This is a genomic window from Neobacillus niacini (genome assembly GCF_031457145.1).
Classification (GTDB): Bacteria; Bacillota; Bacilli; order Bacillales; family Cytobacillaceae; genus Neobacillus; species Neobacillus niacini_J.
Map to the genome: position 1 here is coordinate 40274 of NZ_JAVDVZ010000008.1, position 20583 is coordinate 60856.

20 protein-coding genes are annotated in these 20583 nt (G+C 42.7%); 5 read left to right on the forward strand and 15 right to left on the reverse strand.

Going from position 1 to position 20583, the window contains the following annotated elements; genetic code table 11:
* Window positions 1-7 precede the first annotated feature (7 nt).
* The 5 genes from J2Y03_RS18270 to J2Y03_RS18290 form a co-directional block, all read right to left on the reverse strand.
* On the reverse strand, window positions 8-1147 hold the full coding sequence (locus J2Y03_RS18270) for an acyl-CoA dehydrogenase (RefSeq protein WP_310196481.1): 1140 nt from the start codon (window positions 1145-1147) through the stop codon (window positions 8-10).
* Between the two features lie 262 nt (window positions 1148-1409).
* A complete protein-coding gene (locus J2Y03_RS18275; RefSeq protein ID WP_310196484.1) occupies window positions 1410-2540 on the reverse strand; it encodes an acyl-CoA dehydrogenase in 1131 nt (376 codons plus the stop codon).
* 15 nt (window positions 2541-2555) lie between these two features.
* Window positions 2556-3407: a 3-hydroxybutyryl-CoA dehydrogenase gene (locus tag J2Y03_RS18280; protein ID WP_310196486.1), complete on the reverse strand. Its 852-nt coding sequence runs from the start codon at window positions 3405-3407 to the stop codon at window positions 2556-2558.
* Between the two features lie 194 nt (window positions 3408-3601).
* Complete coding sequence (locus J2Y03_RS18285; protein WP_310196488.1) at window positions 3602-4789, reverse strand: acetyl-CoA C-acetyltransferase; 1188 nt, start codon at window positions 4787-4789, stop codon at window positions 3602-3604.
* Between the two features lie 189 nt (window positions 4790-4978).
* Complete coding sequence (locus J2Y03_RS18290; RefSeq protein WP_310196491.1) at window positions 4979-7078, reverse strand: (Fe-S)-binding protein; 2100 nt, start codon at window positions 7076-7078, stop codon at window positions 4979-4981.
* Window positions 7079-7295: 217 nt separating this feature from the next.
* Here J2Y03_RS18290 and cls point away from each other — a divergent pair, with 217 nt between their 5' ends.
* From cls to J2Y03_RS18305, 3 genes are all read left to right on the forward strand, one after another.
* Window positions 7296-8498, forward strand: a complete 1203-nt coding sequence (gene cls, locus J2Y03_RS18295; protein WP_310196496.1) for a cardiolipin synthase — start codon at window positions 7296-7298, stop codon at window positions 8496-8498.
* Window positions 8499-8575: 77 nt separating this feature from the next.
* Entirely contained in the window at window positions 8576-9532 is a 957-nt protein-coding gene (gene uvsE / locus J2Y03_RS18300) for a UV DNA damage repair endonuclease UvsE (RefSeq protein WP_310196499.1), read from the forward strand.
* A gap of 65 nt (window positions 9533-9597) precedes the next feature.
* Complete coding sequence (locus J2Y03_RS18305) at window positions 9598-9726, forward strand: DUF4023 family protein (RefSeq protein WP_310196502.1); 129 nt, start codon at window positions 9598-9600, stop codon at window positions 9724-9726.
* A gap of 30 nt (window positions 9727-9756) precedes the next feature.
* On the opposite strand, the gene J2Y03_RS18310 is transcribed toward J2Y03_RS18305, so the two are convergent.
* The 5 genes from J2Y03_RS18310 to speE all read right to left on the reverse strand — a co-directional run bounded on the left by J2Y03_RS18310 (window position 9757) and on the right by speE (window position 14449).
* A complete protein-coding gene (locus J2Y03_RS18310; protein ID WP_132087660.1) occupies window positions 9757-9936 on the reverse strand; it encodes an H-type small acid-soluble spore protein in 180 nt (59 codons plus the stop codon).
* Window positions 9937-10108: 172 nt separating this feature from the next.
* A complete protein-coding gene (gene argS / locus J2Y03_RS18315; RefSeq protein WP_310196506.1) occupies window positions 10109-11779 on the reverse strand; it encodes an arginine--tRNA ligase in 1671 nt (556 codons plus the stop codon).
* Window positions 11776-12195 carry a YwiB family protein gene (locus J2Y03_RS18320; protein ID WP_310196509.1) on the reverse strand — a complete coding sequence of 140 codons (420 nt, stop codon included), beginning with the start codon at window positions 12193-12195 and terminating at the stop codon, window positions 11776-11778. The genes argS and J2Y03_RS18320 overlap by 4 nt, the downstream gene beginning before the upstream one ends.
* Window positions 12196-12347: 152 nt before the next feature.
* Window positions 12348-13226, reverse strand: coding sequence for an agmatinase (speB, locus tag J2Y03_RS18325; RefSeq protein ID WP_310196511.1), 879 nt, complete (start codon window positions 13224-13226; stop codon window positions 12348-12350).
* A gap of 395 nt (window positions 13227-13621) precedes the next feature.
* On the reverse strand, window positions 13622-14449 hold the full coding sequence (gene speE / locus J2Y03_RS18330; protein WP_310196513.1) for a spermidine synthase: 828 nt from the start codon (window positions 14447-14449) through the stop codon (window positions 13622-13624).
* A gap of 243 nt (window positions 14450-14692) precedes the next feature.
* Here speE and J2Y03_RS18335 point away from each other — a divergent pair, with 243 nt between their 5' ends.
* The gene (locus J2Y03_RS18335) at window positions 14693-16759 is read left to right on the forward strand and encodes a transglycosylase domain-containing protein (RefSeq protein ID WP_310196516.1); all 2067 of its coding nucleotides are present in this window, start codon (window positions 14693-14695) and stop codon (window positions 16757-16759) included.
* Window positions 16760-16888: 129 nt separating this feature from the next.
* On the opposite strand, the gene J2Y03_RS18340 is transcribed toward J2Y03_RS18335, so the two are convergent.
* Together J2Y03_RS18340 and J2Y03_RS18345 are read right to left on the reverse strand one after the other, a co-directional pair.
* Complete coding sequence (locus tag J2Y03_RS18340) at window positions 16889-17398, reverse strand: YwhD family protein (RefSeq protein ID WP_310196518.1); 510 nt, start codon at window positions 17396-17398, stop codon at window positions 16889-16891.
* Between the two features lie 21 nt (window positions 17399-17419).
* Window positions 17420-18016 carry a site-2 protease family protein gene (locus J2Y03_RS18345; RefSeq protein ID WP_310196877.1) on the reverse strand — a complete coding sequence of 199 codons (597 nt, stop codon included), beginning with the start codon at window positions 18014-18016 and terminating at the stop codon, window positions 17420-17422.
* 173 nt (window positions 18017-18189) lie between these two features.
* Here J2Y03_RS18345 and J2Y03_RS18350 point away from each other — a divergent pair, with 173 nt between their 5' ends.
* Window positions 18190-18375 carry a 2-hydroxymuconate tautomerase gene (locus J2Y03_RS18350; protein ID WP_132087642.1) on the forward strand — a complete coding sequence of 62 codons (186 nt, stop codon included), beginning with the start codon at window positions 18190-18192 and terminating at the stop codon, window positions 18373-18375.
* A gap of 19 nt (window positions 18376-18394) precedes the next feature.
* Here J2Y03_RS18350 and J2Y03_RS18355 read toward each other — a convergent pair whose 3' ends face one another.
* From J2Y03_RS18355 to J2Y03_RS18365, 3 genes are all read right to left on the reverse strand, one after another.
* Window positions 18395-18904 (reverse strand): YwgA family protein, encoded by a 510-nt coding sequence (locus tag J2Y03_RS18355; RefSeq protein WP_310196523.1) that lies wholly within the window; start codon window positions 18902-18904, stop codon window positions 18395-18397.
* A gap of 23 nt (window positions 18905-18927) precedes the next feature.
* Window positions 18928-20226, reverse strand: coding sequence for an HD domain-containing protein (locus J2Y03_RS18360; RefSeq protein ID WP_310196526.1), 1299 nt, complete (start codon window positions 20224-20226; stop codon window positions 18928-18930).
* Between the two features lie 115 nt (window positions 20227-20341).
* Window positions 20342-20563: a YuzB family protein gene (locus tag J2Y03_RS18365; protein ID WP_132087633.1), complete on the reverse strand. Its 222-nt coding sequence runs from the start codon at window positions 20561-20563 to the stop codon at window positions 20342-20344.
* Window positions 20564-20583: the final 20 nt, after the last annotated feature.

The following is a 20583-nucleotide window of genomic DNA, read 5'->3' on the forward strand; positions in this document are numbered from 1 at the left end:
CAAACGATTATTTTGTAATCATTCGAGAGATTACGAGACGTTGAATCTCCTGTGTTCCCTCATAGATTTGGGTAATTTTTGCGTCGCGCATAAATCTCTCCACTGGATAATCCTTTGTATAGCCGTAGCCGCCAAATACCTGTACTGCTTCAGTTGTCACCTTCATGGCAGTGTCGCCAGCAAATAATTTTGACATCGCTGATTCTTTGCCGTACGGCAGACCTTGTGACTCCAGCCATGCCGCTTGATAGGTTAATAATCTTGCTGCTTCAATATTTGTCGCCATATCCGCAAGCTTAAAGCCAATACCCTGGTTCGCTGCAATCGGCTTACCAAACTGTTGACGTTCCTTCGCATAGTCGACCGCAGCGTCAAGCGCACCCTGGGCAATTCCAACTGCCTGCGCCGCGATACCATTGCGTCCGCCATCCAGCGTCATCATGGCAATTTTAAAGCCATCGCCTTCTTCGCCAAGTCTATTGGTGACAGGCACCTTACAGTCTTCAAAAATAATTTCCGTTGTTGGCGATGAACGAATGCCGAGCTTCTTTTCTTTTTTTCCAACGGAGAAGCCTGGGAAGTCACTTTCAACGATGAATGCCGTCGTTCCTTTTTGCTTGCTGGAAGGATCTGTTAACGCAAACACGACATAAATATCAGCTACCCCGCCGTTCGTAATGAAAATTTTTGAACCATTGAGGATGTAATGATCACCGTCACGTCTTGCTGTTGTTCTCATAGCGCCAGCATCTGAGCCGCTTCCTGGTTCAGTTAAGCCGTATCCTCCGATTTTACTGCCTTCTGCCATTGGACGAAGATATTGTTGTTTTTGCTCTTCGGAACCAAACTTGTAAATCGGCCATCCGGCTAAGGAAGTATGTGCAGAAAGGGTTACACCTGTTGACGCGCAAACGCGGGACAGCTCTTCAATAGCAATACAATACGCTAAGTAATCGCTGCCAATTCCGCCGTACTCCTCCGGCCACGGAATTCCTGTTAATCCAAGCTCCGCCATTTTGTCAAAAATCTCACGGTCAAAACGCTCCTCTTCGTCACGCTCAGCCGCCGTCGGTGCTACCTCATTTCTAGCAAAATCACGAACCATTTTCCGTATCATTTCATGCTCTTCAGATAAGCGAAAGTTCATTTTATTCGTCCTCCTTAAGGTCAATTCTCTTTTATAACGGTCCCGTTTTTTCGAAAACTGTACAGGTTCTTCGCAAAACCGTACAGCTTTTACAAAAAACCATACAGCTTTTACAAAAAACCGTACAGCTTTTACAAAAAACCATACAGGTTCTACAATTAGTCCAGATATCTACATAAATCAGTCCGATATCTACACAAAACTTGCTTATATCTATACAATTCCGAGTTATATTTACTCAATTCCCCAGGATATCCACAAATCAAAGATATTTACTAATCACAATCCGCTGAATCTCGCTGGTTCCCTCATAAATCTCAGTCACTTTTGCGTCACGGAAGTAGCGTTCGACTGGGTAATCTTCTGTATAGCCATAACCGCCAAACACCTGAATTGCTTCTGTCGCGGTTTCAACCGCTGTTCTCGATGCAAATAATTTTGCAATTGAAGCTTCCAACCCGCACTTCATTCCCTGTGCGCGTAAATCTGCAGCCCGATAGAGTAGTAGTCTAGCAGCTTCCACATTCGTAGCCATATCCGCAAGCTTAAAGCCAATTCCTTGCTGGGCTGCAATGGGCTTACCGAACTGCGCACGCCCTTTCGCATATTCAACCGCCGCACTTAATGCTGCTTCCGCTATCCCTAGCGCTTGTGCAGCAATTCCGATTCGCCCAACATCCAGGTTGGCCATCGCAATTTTAAAGCCTTCGCCCTCTTGACCCAACAGATTTTCCACAGGTACACGCATATCTTCAAAGGAAAGCTGTACGGTTCTTGAGCCATGGAGTCCCATTTTATGCTCATCCTTGCCAATCACGAGGCCTGGCGAATTTTTTTCCACAATAAACGCCGAGATTCCTTTACTGCCTAATTCAGGGTTGGTTGATGCAAATACGATGTAAACATCGGCTTCTCCGCCATTAGTAATAAACATCTTCGAGCCATTGATGACATAATGGTCATCCTTTCTTACTGCGCGGGATTTCATGCTTTTTGCATCTGATCCTGAGCCCGCCTCCGTTAAGCAAAACGCCGCCAAATACTCACCTGACGCCAGTTTCGGCAAAAATCGCTGCTTCTGTTCTTCCGAACCAAAATACATGATTGGATTAGTCCCAACCGAGGTATGGACAGAAAGGATAACGCCGACGGTTGCACTTACCCTAGAAAGCTCATTAATCGCGATGATGTAAGAGACAAAATCCATCTCGGCACCGCCGTATTCTTGCGGAACAGGAATCCCCATCAAACCAAGCTCACCCATTTTCCGAAGAATCTCCCGAGGAAATTCCCCCTGCTCCATACGCTCTACAAATGGGGCAATCTCACTGTTCGCAAAATCGCGAACCATCTTTCGCATCATTTCTTGCTCTTCTGAAAATCTAAGATTCATTGTTTCATCTCCCAACTATTCGTAGGAATAGAAGCCTCGACCTGATTTCTTGCCAAGCCAGCCAGCTTTAACGTACTTGCGCAGCAGCGGACATGGACGGTACTTGGTATCACCAAAGCCTTCATGCAGGGTTTCCATAATATATAGGCATGTATCGAGACCGATAAAATCAGCCAGCGTCAGAGGTCCCATCGGGTGGTTCATCCCCAGCTTCATGACTTCATCGATTGCTTCCTTCGTTGCCACTCCCTCATACAAGGTATAAATCGCTTCATTGATCATCGGCATCAAAATTCGATTCGCAACAAATCCAGGGAAGTCATTGACTTCAACTGGAACCTTGCTTAATGTTTTTGTCATATCTTCAATCACCTGATAAACCTCATCAGCAGTTGCCAATCCGCGAATGATTTCGACGAGCTTCATGACAGGTACCGGGTTCATAAAGTGCATCCCGATTACCTTTTCCGGGCGTTTGGTGGCTGCCGCGATTTCCGTAATTGGCAGCGAACTAGTATTGCTGGCTAAAATCACATGATCCGGCGTGATTTCATCCAACTGCGCAAAGATTTTCGTTTTAATATCCATATTTTCAACGGCCGCTTCAATGACGAGGTCGACCGCACGGGCATCATGTAAGTCGGAGGAAGCAGTAATCTGGTTTAGGACTTCCTGCTTTTGCTCTTCCGTCATTCGGCCTTTATCCACATGACGAGATAAATTTTTGCCGATAACACTCAAACCGCGTTCCACAAATTCCGGTTTTAAATCGTTAAGATACACCGTGTAGCCAGCCTGGGCACAAACCTGTGCAATCCCAGAACCCATTTGACCGGCTCCAATAACCATTATCTTTTCAACCTTCATGTTTCCCCTCCAATTGAGACTTGAAATGCATTCAAGCCCCCTTTTTTAGTTAGTTATTTTGATATATTTGAGTTTTGGACTTTTTTCAGCGTGTTTTGGACAATTCTTATGCCCTTTTGGACTTTTTTCTTGTGGTTATGGACTTTTTTCAAACCCTTTTGATGATTAGACAATATCTGGAAACCAGAAACCCCTTAACCCCTAGGCACCTCAATCATAACCGCATCACCTTGGCCGCCGCCGCTGCAAATCGCAGCAATCCCAATTCCGCCGCCACGACGCTTCAATTCATGCATTAACGTGATAATAATCCGAGCACCACTTGCTCCAATTGGGTGACCCAATGCAACCGCACCGCCGTTGACATTGAGCTTTTCTAGATCAAGTCCGGCAATTTGACTGCTCGCCAATGCTACTGCCGCAAAGGCTTCATTAATTTCAAATAAGTCAATTTCATCGACCGTCTTTCCGGTCTTTTTCAATAAACTGTTGATGACGAGTCCTGGTGTTTGTGGAAAATCCTTTGCAGGAACGGCTACGGCTGCATGACCCAAGATTACAGCTTCCGGCTTCCGGCCCTCGCGTAAGGCTCTTTCTTCACTCATAATAACGAGTGCCGCTGCACCGTCATTGACCCCTGGCGCATTTCCTGCTGTAATCGTTCCGTCAAAGTTAAAAACGGGTGCTAATTTTGAAAGTCTTTCAATGGAGGTGTCTTTTCGTGGTGCTTCATCATGCCGTGCCACTACCGGTGCCCCTTTACGCTGCGGTACGGTGACAGGCACGATTTCTTCTGCAAAAATTCCTTTTTCAATGGCAGCAACTGCCCGTTGATGACTTCTTAACGCCCACTCATCCTGAGCTTCGCGGCTGATTTCCATTTCTTTTGCTGTAGAGTTTCCGTATGTTCCCATATGAGCGCCTGTGAAACTGCAGCTTAAGCCGTCATGAATCATTAAATCCTTCACGGACGAATCGCCCATTTTCAGGCCCCAGCGAGCTTTCGGCAGAATATATGGGGCATTACTCATTGATTCCATGCCGCCTGCAACAATCAACTCTTCATCGCCTGCACGGATAATTTGATCGCCTAGCGTAACACTCCGCATTCCAGACGCACAAACTTTATTGACCGTTTCTGTCTTCACTTCCCAAGGAAGTTCTGCCTCTCTTGCTGCTTGGCGTGATGGAATTTGTCCCTGGCCGCCTTGTAAAACTGTCCCTAGAATTACTTCCTGCACATCTTCCGGATTTACTCCCGCTCGAAGAATCGCTTCTTTAACCGCAATACCACCAAGTTGTGCAGCAGTTAAGCTGCTAAGTGTCCCGCCAAACTTTCCAAACGGTGTTCGAACCCCGCTTAAAATAACTGTTCTTCCCATTTAAAACACTCTCCCCATAACTATTGACTGAACGCTCGCTCGAAAAAGAACTAAAAAAATTTAACTAAATGAAAACGTTTTCCAACCCACTATCTATTTTACATAAAAAAAGGCAAAAGTTGAATTGTTTTACACAAAATTCCTAAAATTTTATGAATTCAGTTAACATTCAACTTCTGCCTCAAACTTCTAAGCTACATTTCCGCAAACTGCTTTTTCCAAAAGCTCAGCAACATCATAAGTAGAAATCTTTTCTTCTACTTCTTTTGCCTTTGTACCATCTGATAACATCGTTAAGCAGTATGGACATCCGGAACTGATGACCGAAGGATTAACGGCAAGGGCCTGCTCGGTTCTGGATACGTTAATGCGGTGTCCGGTTTCTTCCTCCATCCACATCAAGCCGCCGCCTGCGCCACAGCACATTCCGGTCTCTCTGTTTCTTTCCATTTCCACGAGCTGTACTCCTGGAATGGATTTCAAAATCTCCCTTGGCGGATCATACACGTCGTTATACCGTCCAAGGTAGCACGAATCATGGAAGGTAATTTTTTCATTGACTGCATGCTTCGCTACGAGTTTCCCGTCACGAACAAGCTCATATAGAACTTCTGTATGATGATAAACTTCTGCCTCTAATCCAAAGTCAGGGTATTCATTTTTGAAAATATTGTAAGCATGCGGGTCAATCGTGACAATTTTCTTAACTTCAGCCTTTTCAAACTCCTCGATATTCTTCGCAGCTAGCTCTTGGAACAAGAACTCATTGCCGAGACGGCGCGGTGTGTCCCCTGAGTTTTTTTCTTTATTGCCAAGAATCGCAAACTTCACGCCAGCTTCATTTAGAAGCTTTGCAAAGGATAGAGCGATCTTCTGGCTGCGGTTATCATAGGATCCCATCGAACCAACCCAGAATAAGTATTCGAACTCTTCACCTTTTTTGTTCATTTCTTTTACAGTTGGGATTTCAACATCCTCGCGAACTTCACGCCAGCTTTCACGTTCTTTTCTATTTAATCCCCATGGATTACCTTGACGTTCGATGTTGGTCATCGCGCGCTGTGCGTCTGCGTCTAGCTTTCCTTCTGTTAAAACAAGATAACGACGAAGGTCGATGATTTTATCCACATGTTCGTTCATAACTGGACATTGGTCTTCACAGTTTCGGCAGGTTGTACAAGCCCAGATTTCTTCTTCGGTAATGACCTCACCAATTAAACTTGGATTATAAGCAAGCGTAGCTGCCGTTTCTTGGGCACCTTGGCCACTCGCAGCAAGTGCGATTTGGTTGCCAGTTGTGTTTCCAAACGCGAAGGTCGGCACCCACGGCTGTTTCGAGGTAACGGCCGCACCATGATTCGTTAGATGGTCACGCATTTTTACAATTAAGTCCATCGGTGACAGCATTTTGCCTGTACCAGTTGCCGGACACATATTCGTACAGCGTCCACATTCCACACAAGCATAAAAATCAATCATCTGGTGCTGCGTAAAATCTTCAATTTTTCCAACCCCGAAGGATTCCTGTGACTCGTCCTCAAAATCGACCTTCTTCAATTTCCCTGGTTTTTCTAAACGGTTAAAATATACGTTTGCCGGTCCGGCAAGTAAGTGCGCGTGTTTTGATTGCGGCACATACACTAAGAAGGTTAATAAGAATAATAAGTGCACCCACCAAGCAACATAAAAAATTACAATTGAAGCGGTTTCACCAATTCCTGAAAAAATAAGTGCAATTAACGACGCAATTGGCTCTGTCCAAGTGGCTTCGTGACCGTGCCAGATGATGCCCATACCGTTTCCTACTAGAACTGACAGCATTAACCCGCCAATAAAAATCAACACAAGCCCTGATTTAAAATTGCGTTTTAAACGGACAAGTTTTTCAACATAGCGTCGGTAAAATGCCCAAATGACAGCAACTAAGATCATCAGTGTGACAATTTCTTGGAAAAAGGTAAACCCTGCATAAAGTGGTCCCAAAGGCAAATGAGAGCCCGGTACTAGTCCCTTCCAAATAAAATCAATCGCCCCAAATTGAACAAGGATAAAGCCATAAAAGAACATCACGTGCATGATTCCACTTTTTTTGTCCTTTAATAACTTCTTCTGGCCAAACACATTGACCCAGATTTTTTGCATTCGTTCTTTGACATTGTTGTCAAACTCAACCTTTTTCCCCAGCTTAATGAATTCAATCCTCGTTTTTACTACGTAAACGAACAGACTGATACCGTAAGCGGTTACAGCCAGGAATGCAATGAGGTTTACCCATAATAGCCCATTCATCCTTTAACGCCCCCTTTGTTTTGTACATGTCCCAATTGATTGTTTTACGCAGAAAATTTCAAAACAATAAAATTTTCTGAATACTATTACCATCATTATATAATGAATGAGCATTCAGTCAAATGGTTTTCTCAAAATTTATTTGAACTTTATTCAAATTCATACTATAGACTCTGTTTGGTAAACCTAACAGAAATGATTGGAGGAACGATTTTTAATGAATTTCCCATACATAGTAATCGCTCTTATACTTCTTATCATTGTCTGGTTTTATCTCGATTTTACCTTAGGCAGAAAAAAGCACCGAGCGCTTTTTCAAAAACGAGAAACCCCTATTCTTTATGGAAACTTTGAGTTATTCCCACATGGAAAAGAACTGTTTGCTGATTACCTTCATGAGTTAAAAATGGCACGGCACCATATTCACATTCTTTTTTATATCGTGAGAGACGACCAATTTAGCCAACAGTTTTTCAATATTTTAAAAACAAAAGCACAAGAGGGAGTCGAAGTTAGACTGCTTGTCGACCGGATTGGCAGTTATAAGGTGAAAAAGCCTGCAATAAACGAATTGCGTGAGACGGGCGTTCAATTTGCCTTTAGCAACCGGATTAAGTTTCCCTTTCTCTTCTATTCCTCCCAGGTGCGAAACCACCGCAAGATTTCGATTATTGATGGGAAAATTGGTTATCTAGGCGGATTTAATGTTGGCAAAGAATATATTGATCAAGACCCAAAGCTCAGTCCATGGCGTGATTATCATTTAAAAATCACCGGAGAGAGTGTGCCGTTTTTACAACGTGAGTTTTTAATTGATTGGAATGAATACGCATCTGCAAATGTGGAAGTAGATTCTGTATATGTTCCCGTGCAGCTAAAAGGAAGTGTTCCTCATCAATTTGTGCCGACTGAGGCTGGCTTTCTCGAAGAAAAGTATCTCCATTTTATTCAAAACGCAAAAAAGTCAATCATCATTGGCACGCCGTATTTTATTCCAAGTAAAAAACTCATCAATGAACTTATTCTCTCAGCAAAGCGCGGCATTAAGATTACCATCGTCGTTCCCTATATTACAGATCATATGCTTGTACAAGAGGCCTCTTATCGCTATTTACGTTTGATGTTGAAAGAAGGCGCACAGGTTTTTCAGTATAGGAATGGTTTTTATCATGCAAAATCAATCATCATTGACGATCAGTTATGTGATATCGGAACAGCTAATTTTGATAAACGAAGCATATTTTTAAATAAAGAAATTAACTGCTATTTTTATGACCTAGATTTTGTTCAGCGTTTTAAAGATATTTTAAGAAAAGACATTCTTGATTCAAAACCGTTGACGTTGGCAGACCTCAATAAGCCTAATTTTTTCGGATCGGTAAAGGAAGGCATTGCCGGTGCTCTGTCATTCTTTTTATAAGGCTGTTTTCTTATTATATTTTGTCCAAAAGGCGACAAAGGTTAAGAAAAGAGCCCTTATAGCAAGGAGTTATCCTAATGAAAATTCGTTTCGGCTATGTTTCGACGGCCATTACATTGTGGGACGCCTCTCCGTCGAAGACACTTACGTTTACACGATACCAGCAGTTAACAGATAAAGAGCGTAAAACTAAATTACTTGAACTTACAAAACTCAATCTTTCCCATACGCTTCGAATGTTTTATTTCAATCTTGCCCACGAGATTGAATTGTACCGATTATCTAGTTCCATCGTACCCTTGGCCACCCATCCAGAGGTGTTTTGGGATTTTGTCACACCTTTTAAGAAACAGTGGAAAGAGATTGGCACGTTAATAAAAAAGCACAATTTGCGGGTAAGCTTTCATCCGAATCAATACACATTATTTACTTCTCCACAAGAAAAAATTACCAATAATGCCGTCATCGATATGGAATACCATTATCGGATGTTTGAAGCCATGGGTGTAGAGGATAGAGGCATGATGAATATCCATATTGGTGGTGCCTATGGGGATAAGAGTGAAACGATTGTCCGGTTCCATGAAAATTTAAAGAGGCTTCCAAGCCATATTAAAAAGGCGATGACCTTGGAGAATGATGACAAAACCTATAATGCTGAGGAGACATTGATTGCTTGTGAAAAAGAGACCATTCCCTTTGTGTTTGATTATCATCATCACATGGCAAACCTTTGCGAACCACCATTGGAGGAGTTGCTGCCAAGGATTTTTCAAACCTGGGATCATGTAAACCTTTTACCCAAAATCCACATATCCTCTCCAAAGGCTGAAAAGGAATTCCGTTCACATGCTGATTATGTTGACCTAGAATTTATCATGCCGATGCTGAAAATGCTGAAAGAAATCGGACAGAATGTTGATTTCATGATTGAGGCCAAGGCAAAAGACCAGGCAACCTTGAGATTAGTCGAGGAAATTAGCAAGGTGCGCGGTTTTAAACGAATTAGCGGCGCTGCCATTGAGGTGAAATAACCCGTGCATTTTTTCAAGTGGGAATGGTTAAAGTAACAACAGATTCACACAAGGAGGGATTGTCGATGGAAAGCACTAGCCAATTCGTACAAAAATTAGCCGAAAACCAAAAGAAGCAGGAAAAAAATAGAAAGCCTGGCAACAACGATCCGGAGAACAAATTACCAAATAAGCAGCACTCTCAAGGTGTTTAAAGAAAAGAGTCTCCCTTTACAGGAGACTCTTTACTCTTCAATTAGATTTAACACCGGTACTTCCCGTTCATTTTCCGGATCTGACTTCGCATAAATCCTTGCCATCTTCGTGTTATCATCCACATGCTGAATAATCACAGGATTTCCTTCATATGTAACATTAATCGGTTCCATAGACTCTGCAATTTCCTTCGCTCTACCCACATTCATACTGACCACTCCTCGTCATAAAAAGTACCTACATAATATTTGCCAAAAAACGGATAAATATTCAGTGATGTATATTCGGTGCCTGTCACCAAGGTGACACCTAAAAGGTGTTCACCAACCGCGGACACTGAAACACTAAAAATGGCCCCCATTAAGGGAGCCATAAACTAATTTACATTTTTTCAGGAGCGGAAACACCAATCAACGCGAGGGCGTTGCGGAGTGTGATTTGAACGGTTTTGATTAACGCAAGGCGCGCCTTAGTGCGCTCTGGCTGCTCGCTGTCGAGCACTTTTTCCGCATTGTAAAAGCTGTGAAATGTTGACGCCAGTTCCATGATATAGTTCGTAACGCGGTGCGGGACACGCTTCAACGCCGCCTCGCCAACCGCTTGCGGGAATTCCCCAAGCTTTTTCAATAACTCAATCTCTTTTTCCGCTCTAATCAATGAAAAGTCAGCATTCTGGTCAGCTGTTAATCCCTGCTCCTCACCTGTGCGCAGGATACTGCAAATCCTTGCGTGTGCATATTGAGCATAATACACAGGGTTTTCATTCGATTCCGATACCGCTAAATCCAAGTCAAAGTCCATATGTGTATCTGAACTTCTCATTGCAAAGAAGTAACGAGTGGCGTCGAGGCCAACCTCATCGACCAAATCACGCATGGTCACGGCTTTACCGGTACGCTTACTCATCTTCATCTTCTCACCGTCTTTGTACAGATGTACAAGCTGAATGATTTCCACCTCGAGGGCGTCACGACCATACCCTAATGACTGAATCGCCGCCTTCATCCGCGGGATATAACCGTGATGGTCCGCACCCCAAATATTGATCAGCTTTTCAAAGCCGCGGTCCAGCTTGTCTTTATGATACGCGATATCTGGTGTCAAATACGTATATGACCCATCCTGCTTAATGAGCACGCGGTTCTTATCATCACCAAAATCGGTTGAACGAAGCCAGGTTGCGCCTTCTTCCTCATAAATATAGCCGCTGTCACGAAGCACTTTTAACGCCTCATCGATTTTGCCATTTTTATAAAGGGATGTTTCAGAGTACCAAACATCAAAGCTAACACGGAAATCTTCCAGGTCCTTTTGCAATTTCGCCATTTCAACTTTCAAGCCATAGTCACGGAAAAACTCAAACCGCTCCTGCTCAGCCACATTCACATATTTATCGCCAAACTCTTCAGCCAACGTCTTCCCAATCCCGATGATATCTGCACCATGGTAGCCATCCTCAGGCATAGGCTTATCCTGACCTAACGCCTGAAAATAGCGTGCCTCAACGGACTTGGCAAGATTATTAATTTGATTTCCGGCATCATTAATATAATATTCACGGGAAACATCATAGCCCGCCTTTGCTAAAATATTGCAAAGCGAATCGCCGACTGCAGCACCACGTGCATGACCAAGGTGCAGGTCACCCGTTGGATTGGCTGAAACAAACTCTACTTGAACCTTTTGCTTGCCGCCAACATTTGTTTCCCCATACTTTTCCCCTGCATCCAGTACCGTCGGAATCAAATCCGTCAAGTAAGCATTATTCATATAAAAATTGATAAACCCTGGGCCCGCCAATTCAATTTTTTCAATCGAGGCTTTGGAACGATCAAAATTCTCAATAAGTGCCTCTGCAATCATTCGCGGAGCCTTCTTCGCTACACGCGCTAGCTGCATCGCCATGTTAGTTGAATAATCGCCGTGCGCCTTTTCCTTTGGTATTTCTAAAATCACATCAGGAATCTGCTCTTCTGTGGCAAGATTTGCCTTCACAACCGCCGCCCGAATTTCCTCTTTTAATCTACTTTGAACCTGCTCAACTATGTTCATTCCTTTTCCTCCTGAAACGCTATTTCTAACTCATATGTATTCGTAGGAGCACCCTCCATTGAAAAATCATAAAGAACACTGAAATGCCCTTTACCATTTTCATAGGAATAGTCGATCCTTTTTGCCATTGTCTCTGTTGCAAACTGACCAAACGGCATTTCATAACTGCCATTCAACTTTCGATTTACTTCAAACGGCAAGCGCATTTTCACGGCACCACCACGTAAAATCAGGGCTTCATCTGCGGCCATTTTCACAATCGTCCGGACACTTCCCTCTTCCATCGCTTCTTCATAGCGAAGATAAGCCGCATTACCTTTTTCAAAGTATGTACCAAATACCATCAATTCAAAAGTCTCATCTTGATCAATTGTCGTTTTCACGTTGATTTTTACCGGTAATTCAGGGATTGACAAACGAAACGCACACCCTTTTTTTAAAATGAACCTAATGCAGGTCCTTGGAATTTTTCTAGTTTGCCGATTAAGGCACGCTTTCTATTATACCTATAGTATGTCTACAATTCAAAAAATGCCTGCCCCAAAATAAGGACAGGCAACAAAAAAATTTATTTATTCACCCAGCCTAGCAGCATTTCACGAATCAACTTGCTGGCCGTGTTAGCCGTTTGTTCCGATGGATCATAAATAGGCGCCACTTCAACAAGGTCACAGCCCACAACGTTCACGCCAGATTGGGCAATTTCATGAATAGAGGCAAGCAGCTCTCTTGAAGTAATTCCACCTGCATCAACCGTACCAGTACCTGGTGCATGTGCAGGGTCCAAAACATCAATATCAATTGTGACATAAACAGGACGTCCGTCAAGCTCAGGAAGCACCTCTTTTAACGGCTGGTGGACTTCAAACTTGGAAATATGCATGCCATTCTCTTTCGCCCATTGAAATTCTTCCTTCATTCCAGAGCGGATACCAAATGAATACACGTTTTTCGGCCCGATATGTTCAGCAATTTTGCGAATCGGAGTGGAGTGCGATAATGGTTCGCCTTCATAGTTCTCTCTAAGATCCGTATGGGCATCCATATGAATGATCGCTAAATCAGGATATTTCTTATAAACCGCCTTCATTACCGGCCAAGATACTAAATGTTCTCCGCCCATACCAAATGGAAACTTTCCAGCAGCAAGGATATGGTCGACAAACTCCTCAATCAAATCAAGACTTCTTTGTGCATTTCCGAATGGAAGCGGTATATCACCGGCATCGAAGTATTTTACATCCACATCCAGCTCCCGGTCAAGATAGGCACTATATTCCTCTAAACCTACTGAAACCTCACGAATCCGAGACGGTCCAAAACGCGAACCCGGGCGAAAACTAACTGTCCAGTCCATTGGCATCCCGTAAAGAACAACCTGACTCTCTTCAAAATTCGGGTGACTCTTTATAAACACATTACCAGAATAACTCTCATCAAAACGCATCAAACTTTCCCTCACTTCTATGTATTAACTCAAATTAACTGCTTTTGAGTGACCGTAAAGTCGTTTTGTCTTCTGCTTCGGTCACTCCAGGTACCCTGCATTGACCGTAAACTCTTTTTCAAACCCACTTCGGTCACTCCAGGTACCCTGCATTGACCGTAAACTCTTTTTCAAACCCATTTCGGTCACTCCAGGCACCCTGCATTGACCGTAAACCCTTTTTCAAACCCATTTCGGTCACTCCAGATATCCTGCATTGACCGTAAACTCTTTTTCAAACCCATTTCGGTCACTCCAGATACCCTGCATTGACCGTAAACCCTTTTTCAAACCCATTTCGGTCACTAACTGTCCACCTGAGGTGGACAGTGTCCACGGGCGGTGACAGGCACCGCCTATTTGACTAAATCCCCAACAAACTTCGGCAGTACGAAGGCTGCTTTGTGCAGTTCTTTTGTGTAGTATTTGGTGTCGATCTCGTGGAAGCGGTCTTCGCTTACTTCTAGTGGGTCGTATTTTTTGGATCCGATGGTGAATGCCCAAAGGCCGCTTGGGTATGTAGGAATGTTCGCCACATATAGACGGGTAATTGGGAAGATTTCTCTAACATCACGCTGCACATGACGGATTAAATCTGCCTTAAACCATGGATTATCAGACTGCGCTACAAAGATACCATCTTCCTTTAACGCCTTTGAAATCCCTGCGTAGAATCCTTTTGTAAATAAGTTTACTGCCGGACCGACTGGCTCTGTGGAATCAACCATAATGACGTCATACAGATTTTCACTTTTGGCAATATGCATGAACCCGTCGTCTACCTGAACGTCGACACGTGGGTCATCAAGCTTGCCAGCAATTTCAGGTAAAAACTTTTTAGAGTACTCAATTACTTTTCCATCAATATCTACAAGCGTTGCTTTTTTTACGCTTGGGTGCTTCAAGACTTCACGAATGACACCGCCATCGCCGCCACCGACAACTAAAACGTTTTCTGGGTTTGGATGGGTGAACAATGGAACGTGTGCCACCATTTCGTGGTAAACAAATTCGTCCTTAACAGATGTCATCACCATGTCATCTAAAAGAAGCATATTGCCCCATTCTTCTGTTTCCACCATATCAAGCTTTTGAAATTCCGTTTGTTCCGTATGTAAAGTTTTATTTATTTTCATGGTGATTCCAAAGTTTTCGGTTTGTTTCTCTGTGAACCAAATAGACATCTTCATCTTCCTCCCGGATTCTTTTTTAAAAAAAGCCCTGTTAACCATGAATTCATTCCATTTTTATAGTACCCAAACTATTGAATTACAAACATAAAGAAAAGTCTAGCAAAATCTATCAAAACCCTAGAAAAATTTTCTATTGATAGTTTAAAAATCGATTTTTGTTTCAATACTGTTACTATGGGATTTTTCCGCAAAAAATCTGAGTGGAATTTATTTTTGGTGAAGGAGGGTATTGCTGTGGAATTGATGACTAATCATGGGTTTCGAAAAACAATAAAATACTTGCGTGCGTTTATTATCATTAGTTTGATAGGCTTAGGCTGTATGCTGATTGTTTTTCTTGGAATTCTTGGTTATGCCAAAATTCTTGGAGCACCGCCGCTCGCTGTTCCACAATCCACTTTATTCTTTGCAGGTGACGGAACACTGATTGGTGAGAGCAATAGCGGTCAAAAGCGATATTGGGTTCCCCTAGAAGAAATCTCACCAGATTTAATCAATGCAACCATCTCAATTGAAGATAAAAATTTTTATGAACATAATGGCTTTGACTATAAACGAATTGCTGGTGCCATCCTTGCTGATGTTAAAGCAATGGCGAAAGTCCAGGGCGCTAGTACGATTACCCAGCAATACGCCCGGAATCTTTTCTTGGAGCACGATAAAACATGGGCACGGAAATTGCATGAGGCTTTGTATGCAATCCGTATCGAGATGAATTATTCGAAAGAGGAAATTCTTGAAGGCTATTTAAACACGATTTACTATGGTAATGGTGCTTATGGTGTTCAGGCAGCCAGCCAATTTTATTATGGGAAAAATGCTTCTGAATTATCACTTGCTGAAAGCTCAATGTTAGCGGGTGTTCCAAAAGGACCTGGGATTTACTCACCGCTGGCGTCATTGGAAAATGCCACAAAGCGTCAAGTGATTATTTTAAATTCAATGGTTGAAAACGACTATATTAAAAAAGAGATCGCCCAAAAGGCTAAGGGAACTGAGCTTACTTTTATTGGCAAGCATCCACATAAGCGTGTCGAGGCAGCTCCTTACTTTCAGGATGCTGTTAAAAATGCATTAAAAAATCAACTCAAATTAGATGAGCGAACCATCGCACTTGGTGGTCTACGAGTTTATACAACACTCGACCTAAAGCAGCAGCAAGCCGCTGAAAAACAAATCCAAGAAACCATTGCAAGTGATTCAGATATTCAGGTCGGTCTGATCGCCATGGATCCGAAAAATGGTCATGTCAAAGCCATGGTTGGCGGCCGTGATTATGAAACAAGTCCGTTTAACCGGGCCGTTCAAGCCGTCAGGCAGCCTGGCTCAACAATCAAACCGCTCCTATACTATGCAGCGCTAAGTCAAGGATTCACACCATCCTCCACGATGAGAAGTGAAAAAACAACCTTCAAATTTGACGATGGCGGGGAATATTCACCACATAACTTTAATAATAAGTATGCAGACGGTGAAATTACCCTTGCCCAGGCGCTTGCTGTGTCTGATAATATTTACGCTGTCAAAACGCACCTTTTTATGGGTGCAGAAACGTTAATTAATACGGTGAAAAAGTTTGGGATATCAACGAAAATGGATCAGGTTCCGTCACTGGCCCTAGGCACCTCAGGGGTCCGAGTCATCGAAATGGCGAATGCCTACAGCCAATTTGCCAATGGTGGGAAAAAGGTTACTCCAACACTGATTACAAAAGTAGAAGACTATAATGGAAATGTTATTTTTGAAGGTACGCACGAGGAAGAGAGGGTGTTAGACCCAGCGAAAGCCTTTGTCATGACGCAAATGATGACCGGAATGTTTGATTCTAAGCTGAATGGCTATGCAAAAGTAACCGGTAACTCCCTCCTCGATGATATCACTCGTCCTTATGCAGGAAAATCCGGTTCAACGGAAACGGACAGTTGGATGATTGGCTTTACTCCACAGCTCGTTACTGCGGTTTGGGCAGGTCATGATGTTGGTAAGCCGATTACCCTCACGGCTGAAAAAAGCTATGCAAAAAATATCTGGGCAAAGTTTATGGAGGAATCCTTAAAGGGTAAGCCCGTAAAGGGATTTACCCCTCCGAAAGAGGGAGTCAAAGGCGTTTACGTCAATCCTGAAAACGGCAGGCTTGCTTCAAAGGATTGCCCTGTGCGCCGGTTTACTTATTTTGTAACCGGCACCGAGCCGACTGAATACTGTACCGATCATTTAGAACACAAAGATAACAAGCCTGCGAAAAAGAAACAGGAGACAAAGGACCCTTGGTATAAGAAGATATTTAATTGGGGAGCGTAGCTGAAATCATTAGAAAAGCTCCGGAGAATGTTCTCCGGAGCTTTTCTGTGTCCTAGTCTTACAGTGTTTACACACTGCATATAATTTTACACCTTATTTTTTAAAAATGCTATTGAAAAAAATTTAATTTTATTCAACAGCTAAGCCTTTTTTCAGCTCTTCAGCTGAATTATTCCACATGTCTTGATTGTGATTTTGGAGAAAGTCAGACAAGATTTTTTTCGATTTATCGTCCATATCGTCGACGATGATATGCCGCTTTAACGATTTATCCATTCTGTTGACATGCACAGGAAGTGATTTGTAGCCGCGGCGGATTTCCCGGTCTACTGTCATTTCACAGGCAGTCACACCCGCATAATAGGGACCCTCTTGTTTCCGATCGACCGTTACCCACACGAGCCAATAAGGTTTCGCGTTTGGAACCTCTTCCTTCGTCTTAAGAAATTTAATTCCCTTCTCAATCACACTGCGGGCATGCATAGCTCCGACATCAATGACCGCGTCGCCGGCGTCAACATCAATAATAACAGGAGAAACATTATCAAGACTCAAGGCACCTTTGCCAAAGCCCTTATGCCCATCAGTTGGGTCAGGTTTTATAATATTAAAGCCAAGTTTTTTCTTATTTTCTTCCATAAAAACTCGTAACCTCCTACTTTAAAAAAACAATTGATAAAAGAAATTATCGATTCCTTGCCACAGTCCAGGGAGAATGAATTGGAAAATCGGATCGATGGTGTACTGGTCAAGAGGAGTAATAACAATAATTATAAAAATTAAAACTCCATATTGTTCATATTGTGTCATTTTTGCACGAATATCGTTTGGTGCCAAATCCTCTAAAATCCGATAGCCGTCTAATGGGGGGAACGGCAATAAATTAAATACAAACAGCACCAGATTGAGCCAGTTAAAGATGTCGAGAAAATCATAAAAGCCTTGAAAATTTGCTGCCAGCCCTGTTCGTGCTAATCCATATCCAGCCAAGAAACCAATAAGCGCCAATACCAAATTACTCAGCGGACCTGCTACAGAAACCAATACACCGGCAAGGCGCGGTTTTTTAAAGTAAAAACGATTCACTGGTACGGGGCGAGCCCAGCCAAATCCAGCAATAAAAATTAAAATGGTACCGAATGGATCGAGGTGCTTTAGCGGATTTAATGTCAAACGCCCCTGCTTTTGTGCGGTACTATCCCCGAATTTATAGGCAACAAAGGCATGGGCAAATTCATGAAACGTGAACGCAATCATCAACGTAATCGCAACATAGGGAATGTCCCTTAGTGAATAGGCAAGAAATCCTTCTAGTCCTTCCAAATTCGTTTCCCCTTCTCCTCTTTTTTTCTATAAGTATACCTTAAACTGGATATAAAATGAAAATGTTTGCTAAACTATCTTTGTAGTTATCAAAGGAGGAATAAATCATGCCATATGTTACAGTAAAAATGCTGCCAGGCCGTACAGATGACCAAAAAAGAGCGCTTGTTGAAAAAGTGACGGACGCTGTCAGCGAAACAACCGGAGCCCCTAAAGAAGCCGTTGTCGTTTTCATTGAAGAAATGAAAAAAGAGCATTACGGTGTTGCCGGCGTTAGAGCCAGCGACAAGTAAAAGAAAAGCTAAGCCCGATTTACTGGAGCTTAGCTTTTTCTTTTAGCGATTCAATATAGGTATAAGCGAGGTCAATTTCTTCCTCCGTGTATTTCTGGCTGCTTTTTAAGGTAAATACTTTTTCAGATACTTCTTCTTTGGAAAGATTATCAAAATATAAAACAGTCGAAACAAGCTCGAGGAATCTAGCATTCTGTTCGTTCATGTCCTCGAGGCAATCTTGTAAAAATGGCATTTCCACTTCGTTTAAGCCTAAAAACTCTTTTCCTGTATCTGTCAGGGTATAGCGATATTGAAAGTAACCGCCTTTTTTCTCTTTGGTTTCATTGAGAAAGCCCATATTGCAAAGCTCTTCGACCCGCAATGTTAGCTCCTCTGAATAAGGACCATAAAAATGAAACTGGAACCGTTCATGGAATGGAAATTCCACCTTTTTTGCAATATATATCATCTTTTGCAGCTTTTTTCTCCCGACGATTTCTCCGGATACTAATACAGCCTGCATCAGCTTGGCATGATCTTTTAACACTCTCGTCAGCTCCTACTCACTGGTTATATCTCTAATAGGGTACGTATTTGTTCTTTAATAGTCTTTTCCGAGGTTTCATCTTCTAAGAAATCGACTGGATAATACAGCTTATGGTCGGTTCTCCGCTTACCAGAGATTGCGTCGACAATCTCAGACTCTCGAGAAAGCTCCTTTATTTCCCCATTTTTCATCAGTAAATGAATCGGCAAACGTTCCTCTTCTTCACCTGGACGATAAAAATCGTATGGTAAATCGGAGGATGAATCGACCACTAAATAATAGTCAGGATCAATTCCTGCTTTTTCAAAGAGACGCGTCAGTTCAGCGAGCTTTTTATATTCCTTTGCAGGATCAAATTCGGCATATTTAAAAAGATTCCGGTTCACAAATCGCCGGCACAGGTCGCTTAAAATCACATCGTCTTCATCCTGCCAGATTTGAAAATAATACAAAATAATCGATTCATCTAACTTTAAATAATCTTCTAACGTCACCTGATCCTTAAAGAAAGAATAAAAGTGGATCGGGTCATTTTTAAAAGAATAGTTGTTTTCATACAGCTGCTTGGCGCGGTGGAGGATTTTAGTCAAAATAACCTCGGCACTGCGGGACACAGGATGGAAATATACCTGCCAATACATTTGGTAGCGGCTCATAATATAATCTTCAACCGCGTGCATACCGCTCTTCTTGATCACCACTTGGTCTTCCTTCGGCCTCATGACGCGAAGAATTCGCTCCATGTCGAATTGACCATAGCTCACCCCGGTAAAATAAGCATCCCTCTGCAAATAATCCATCCGATCGGCATCAATTTGGCTGGAAATTAAGCTGACGACCAGCTTTTTGGCAGATGTTTTCGCGATTACTTCAGCCACTTGGTGCGGAAAATCAGGACTAACCTTTTTCAAAACAGCGTTAACCTCAGTATTTCCTAACACGATTGCCTGAGTGAAATTTTCATGATCGAAATCAAACACTTTTTCAAACGAATGGGAAAATGGGCCATGCCCCAAATCGTGGAGAAGTGCGGCACATAGGGTTAGGAGGCGATCATCGTTATTCCATTCCGGTCTGCCTGCAAACACATCATCGATGATGCGGCGGACAATTTCATATACTCCGAGAGAATGGTTAAAGCGGCTGTGCTCAGCACCATGAAAGGTTAAAAAGGTGGTTCCGAGCTGTTTGATACGGCGTAAACGTTGAAACTCTTTTGTTCCTACCAGATCCCAGATTACCCGATCACGCACATGAACATAGCGGTGAACAGGATCTTTAAATACTTTTTCCTCACTCAGTTTTTCCGCCGAATATCGCATTGCTTTCCCTCTTCCTCTAAACTTTCTTCTATTATATCCCAATTTCCAGCAATTTTCCGCAGGATTTTTCGACAATATATGAAAAGAAAAATCACCTAAGGCTTGTCGTAGGTGATCATTTTAACTTCTTATTAATTTTCTCCATTAATTCCTCTTCGGTTAGGGCAGCTAGCGGACGATTATTAACAAAGGCAAATGTTTTTTTTCGGCCAGGTCCACAATAAGATTGGCAGCCAATTTTGACTTCAGCATCGGGGTCCAATTCTTTCAAACGAGGGATTAATGTCTTTAGATTCACGGCCTGACAATCATCACAAACACGGAATTCATTTGACATTACTTCCACCCTTTCTTTGC

Bases quoted from the DNA above. Each gene is read 5' to 3' on its own strand.
- J2Y03_RS18275 (WP_310196484.1), bottom strand. From the start codon at position 2,540: ATGAATCTTAGATTTTCAGAAGAGCAAGAAATGATGCGAAAGATGGTT.
- cls (WP_310196496.1), top strand. From the start codon at position 7,296: ATGAATTTCCCATACATAGTAATCGCTCTTATACTTCTTATCATTGTC.
- J2Y03_RS18350 (WP_132087642.1), top strand. From the start codon at position 18,190: ATGCCATATGTTACAGTAAAAATGCTGCCAGGCCGTACAGATGACCAA.
- J2Y03_RS18270 (WP_310196481.1), bottom strand. From the start codon at position 1,147: ATGAACTTTCGCTTATCTGAAGAGCATGAAATGATACGGAAAATGGTT.
- speB (WP_310196511.1), bottom strand. From the start codon at position 13,226: ATGCGTTTTGATGAGAGTTATTCTGGTAATGTGTTTATAAAGAGTCAC.
- J2Y03_RS18285 (WP_310196488.1), bottom strand. From the start codon at position 4,789: ATGGGAAGAACAGTTATTTTAAGCGGGGTTCGAACACCGTTTGGAAAG.
- J2Y03_RS18340 (WP_310196518.1), bottom strand. From the start codon at position 17,398: ATGGAAGAAAATAAGAAAAAACTTGGCTTTAATATTATAAAACCTGAC.
- argS (WP_310196506.1), bottom strand. From the start codon at position 11,779: ATGAACATAGTTGAGCAGGTTCAAAGTAGATTAAAAGAGGAAATTCGG.
- J2Y03_RS18365 (WP_132087633.1), bottom strand. From the start codon at position 20,563: ATGTCAAATGAATTCCGTGTTTGTGATGATTGTCAGGCCGTGAATCTA.
- J2Y03_RS18305 (WP_310196502.1), top strand. From the start codon at position 9,598: ATGGAAAGCACTAGCCAATTCGTACAAAAATTAGCCGAAAACCAAAAG.
- J2Y03_RS18290 (WP_310196491.1), bottom strand. From the start codon at position 7,078: ATGAATGGGCTATTATGGGTAAACCTCATTGCATTCCTGGCTGTAACC.
- J2Y03_RS18280 (WP_310196486.1), bottom strand. From the start codon at position 3,407: ATGAAGGTTGAAAAGATAATGGTTATTGGAGCCGGTCAAATGGGTTCT.
- uvsE (WP_310196499.1), top strand. From the start codon at position 8,576: ATGAAAATTCGTTTCGGCTATGTTTCGACGGCCATTACATTGTGGGAC.
- speE (WP_310196513.1), bottom strand. From the start codon at position 14,449: ATGTCTATTTGGTTCACAGAGAAACAAACCGAAAACTTTGGAATCACC.
- J2Y03_RS18360 (WP_310196526.1), bottom strand. From the start codon at position 20,226: ATGCGATATTCGGCGGAAAAACTGAGTGAGGAAAAAGTATTTAAAGAT.
- J2Y03_RS18345 (WP_310196877.1), bottom strand. From the start codon at position 18,016: ATGATTGCGTTCACGTTTCATGAATTTGCCCATGCCTTTGTTGCCTAT.
- J2Y03_RS18310 (WP_132087660.1), bottom strand. From the start codon at position 9,936: ATGAATGTGGGTAGAGCGAAGGAAATTGCAGAGTCTATGGAACCGATT.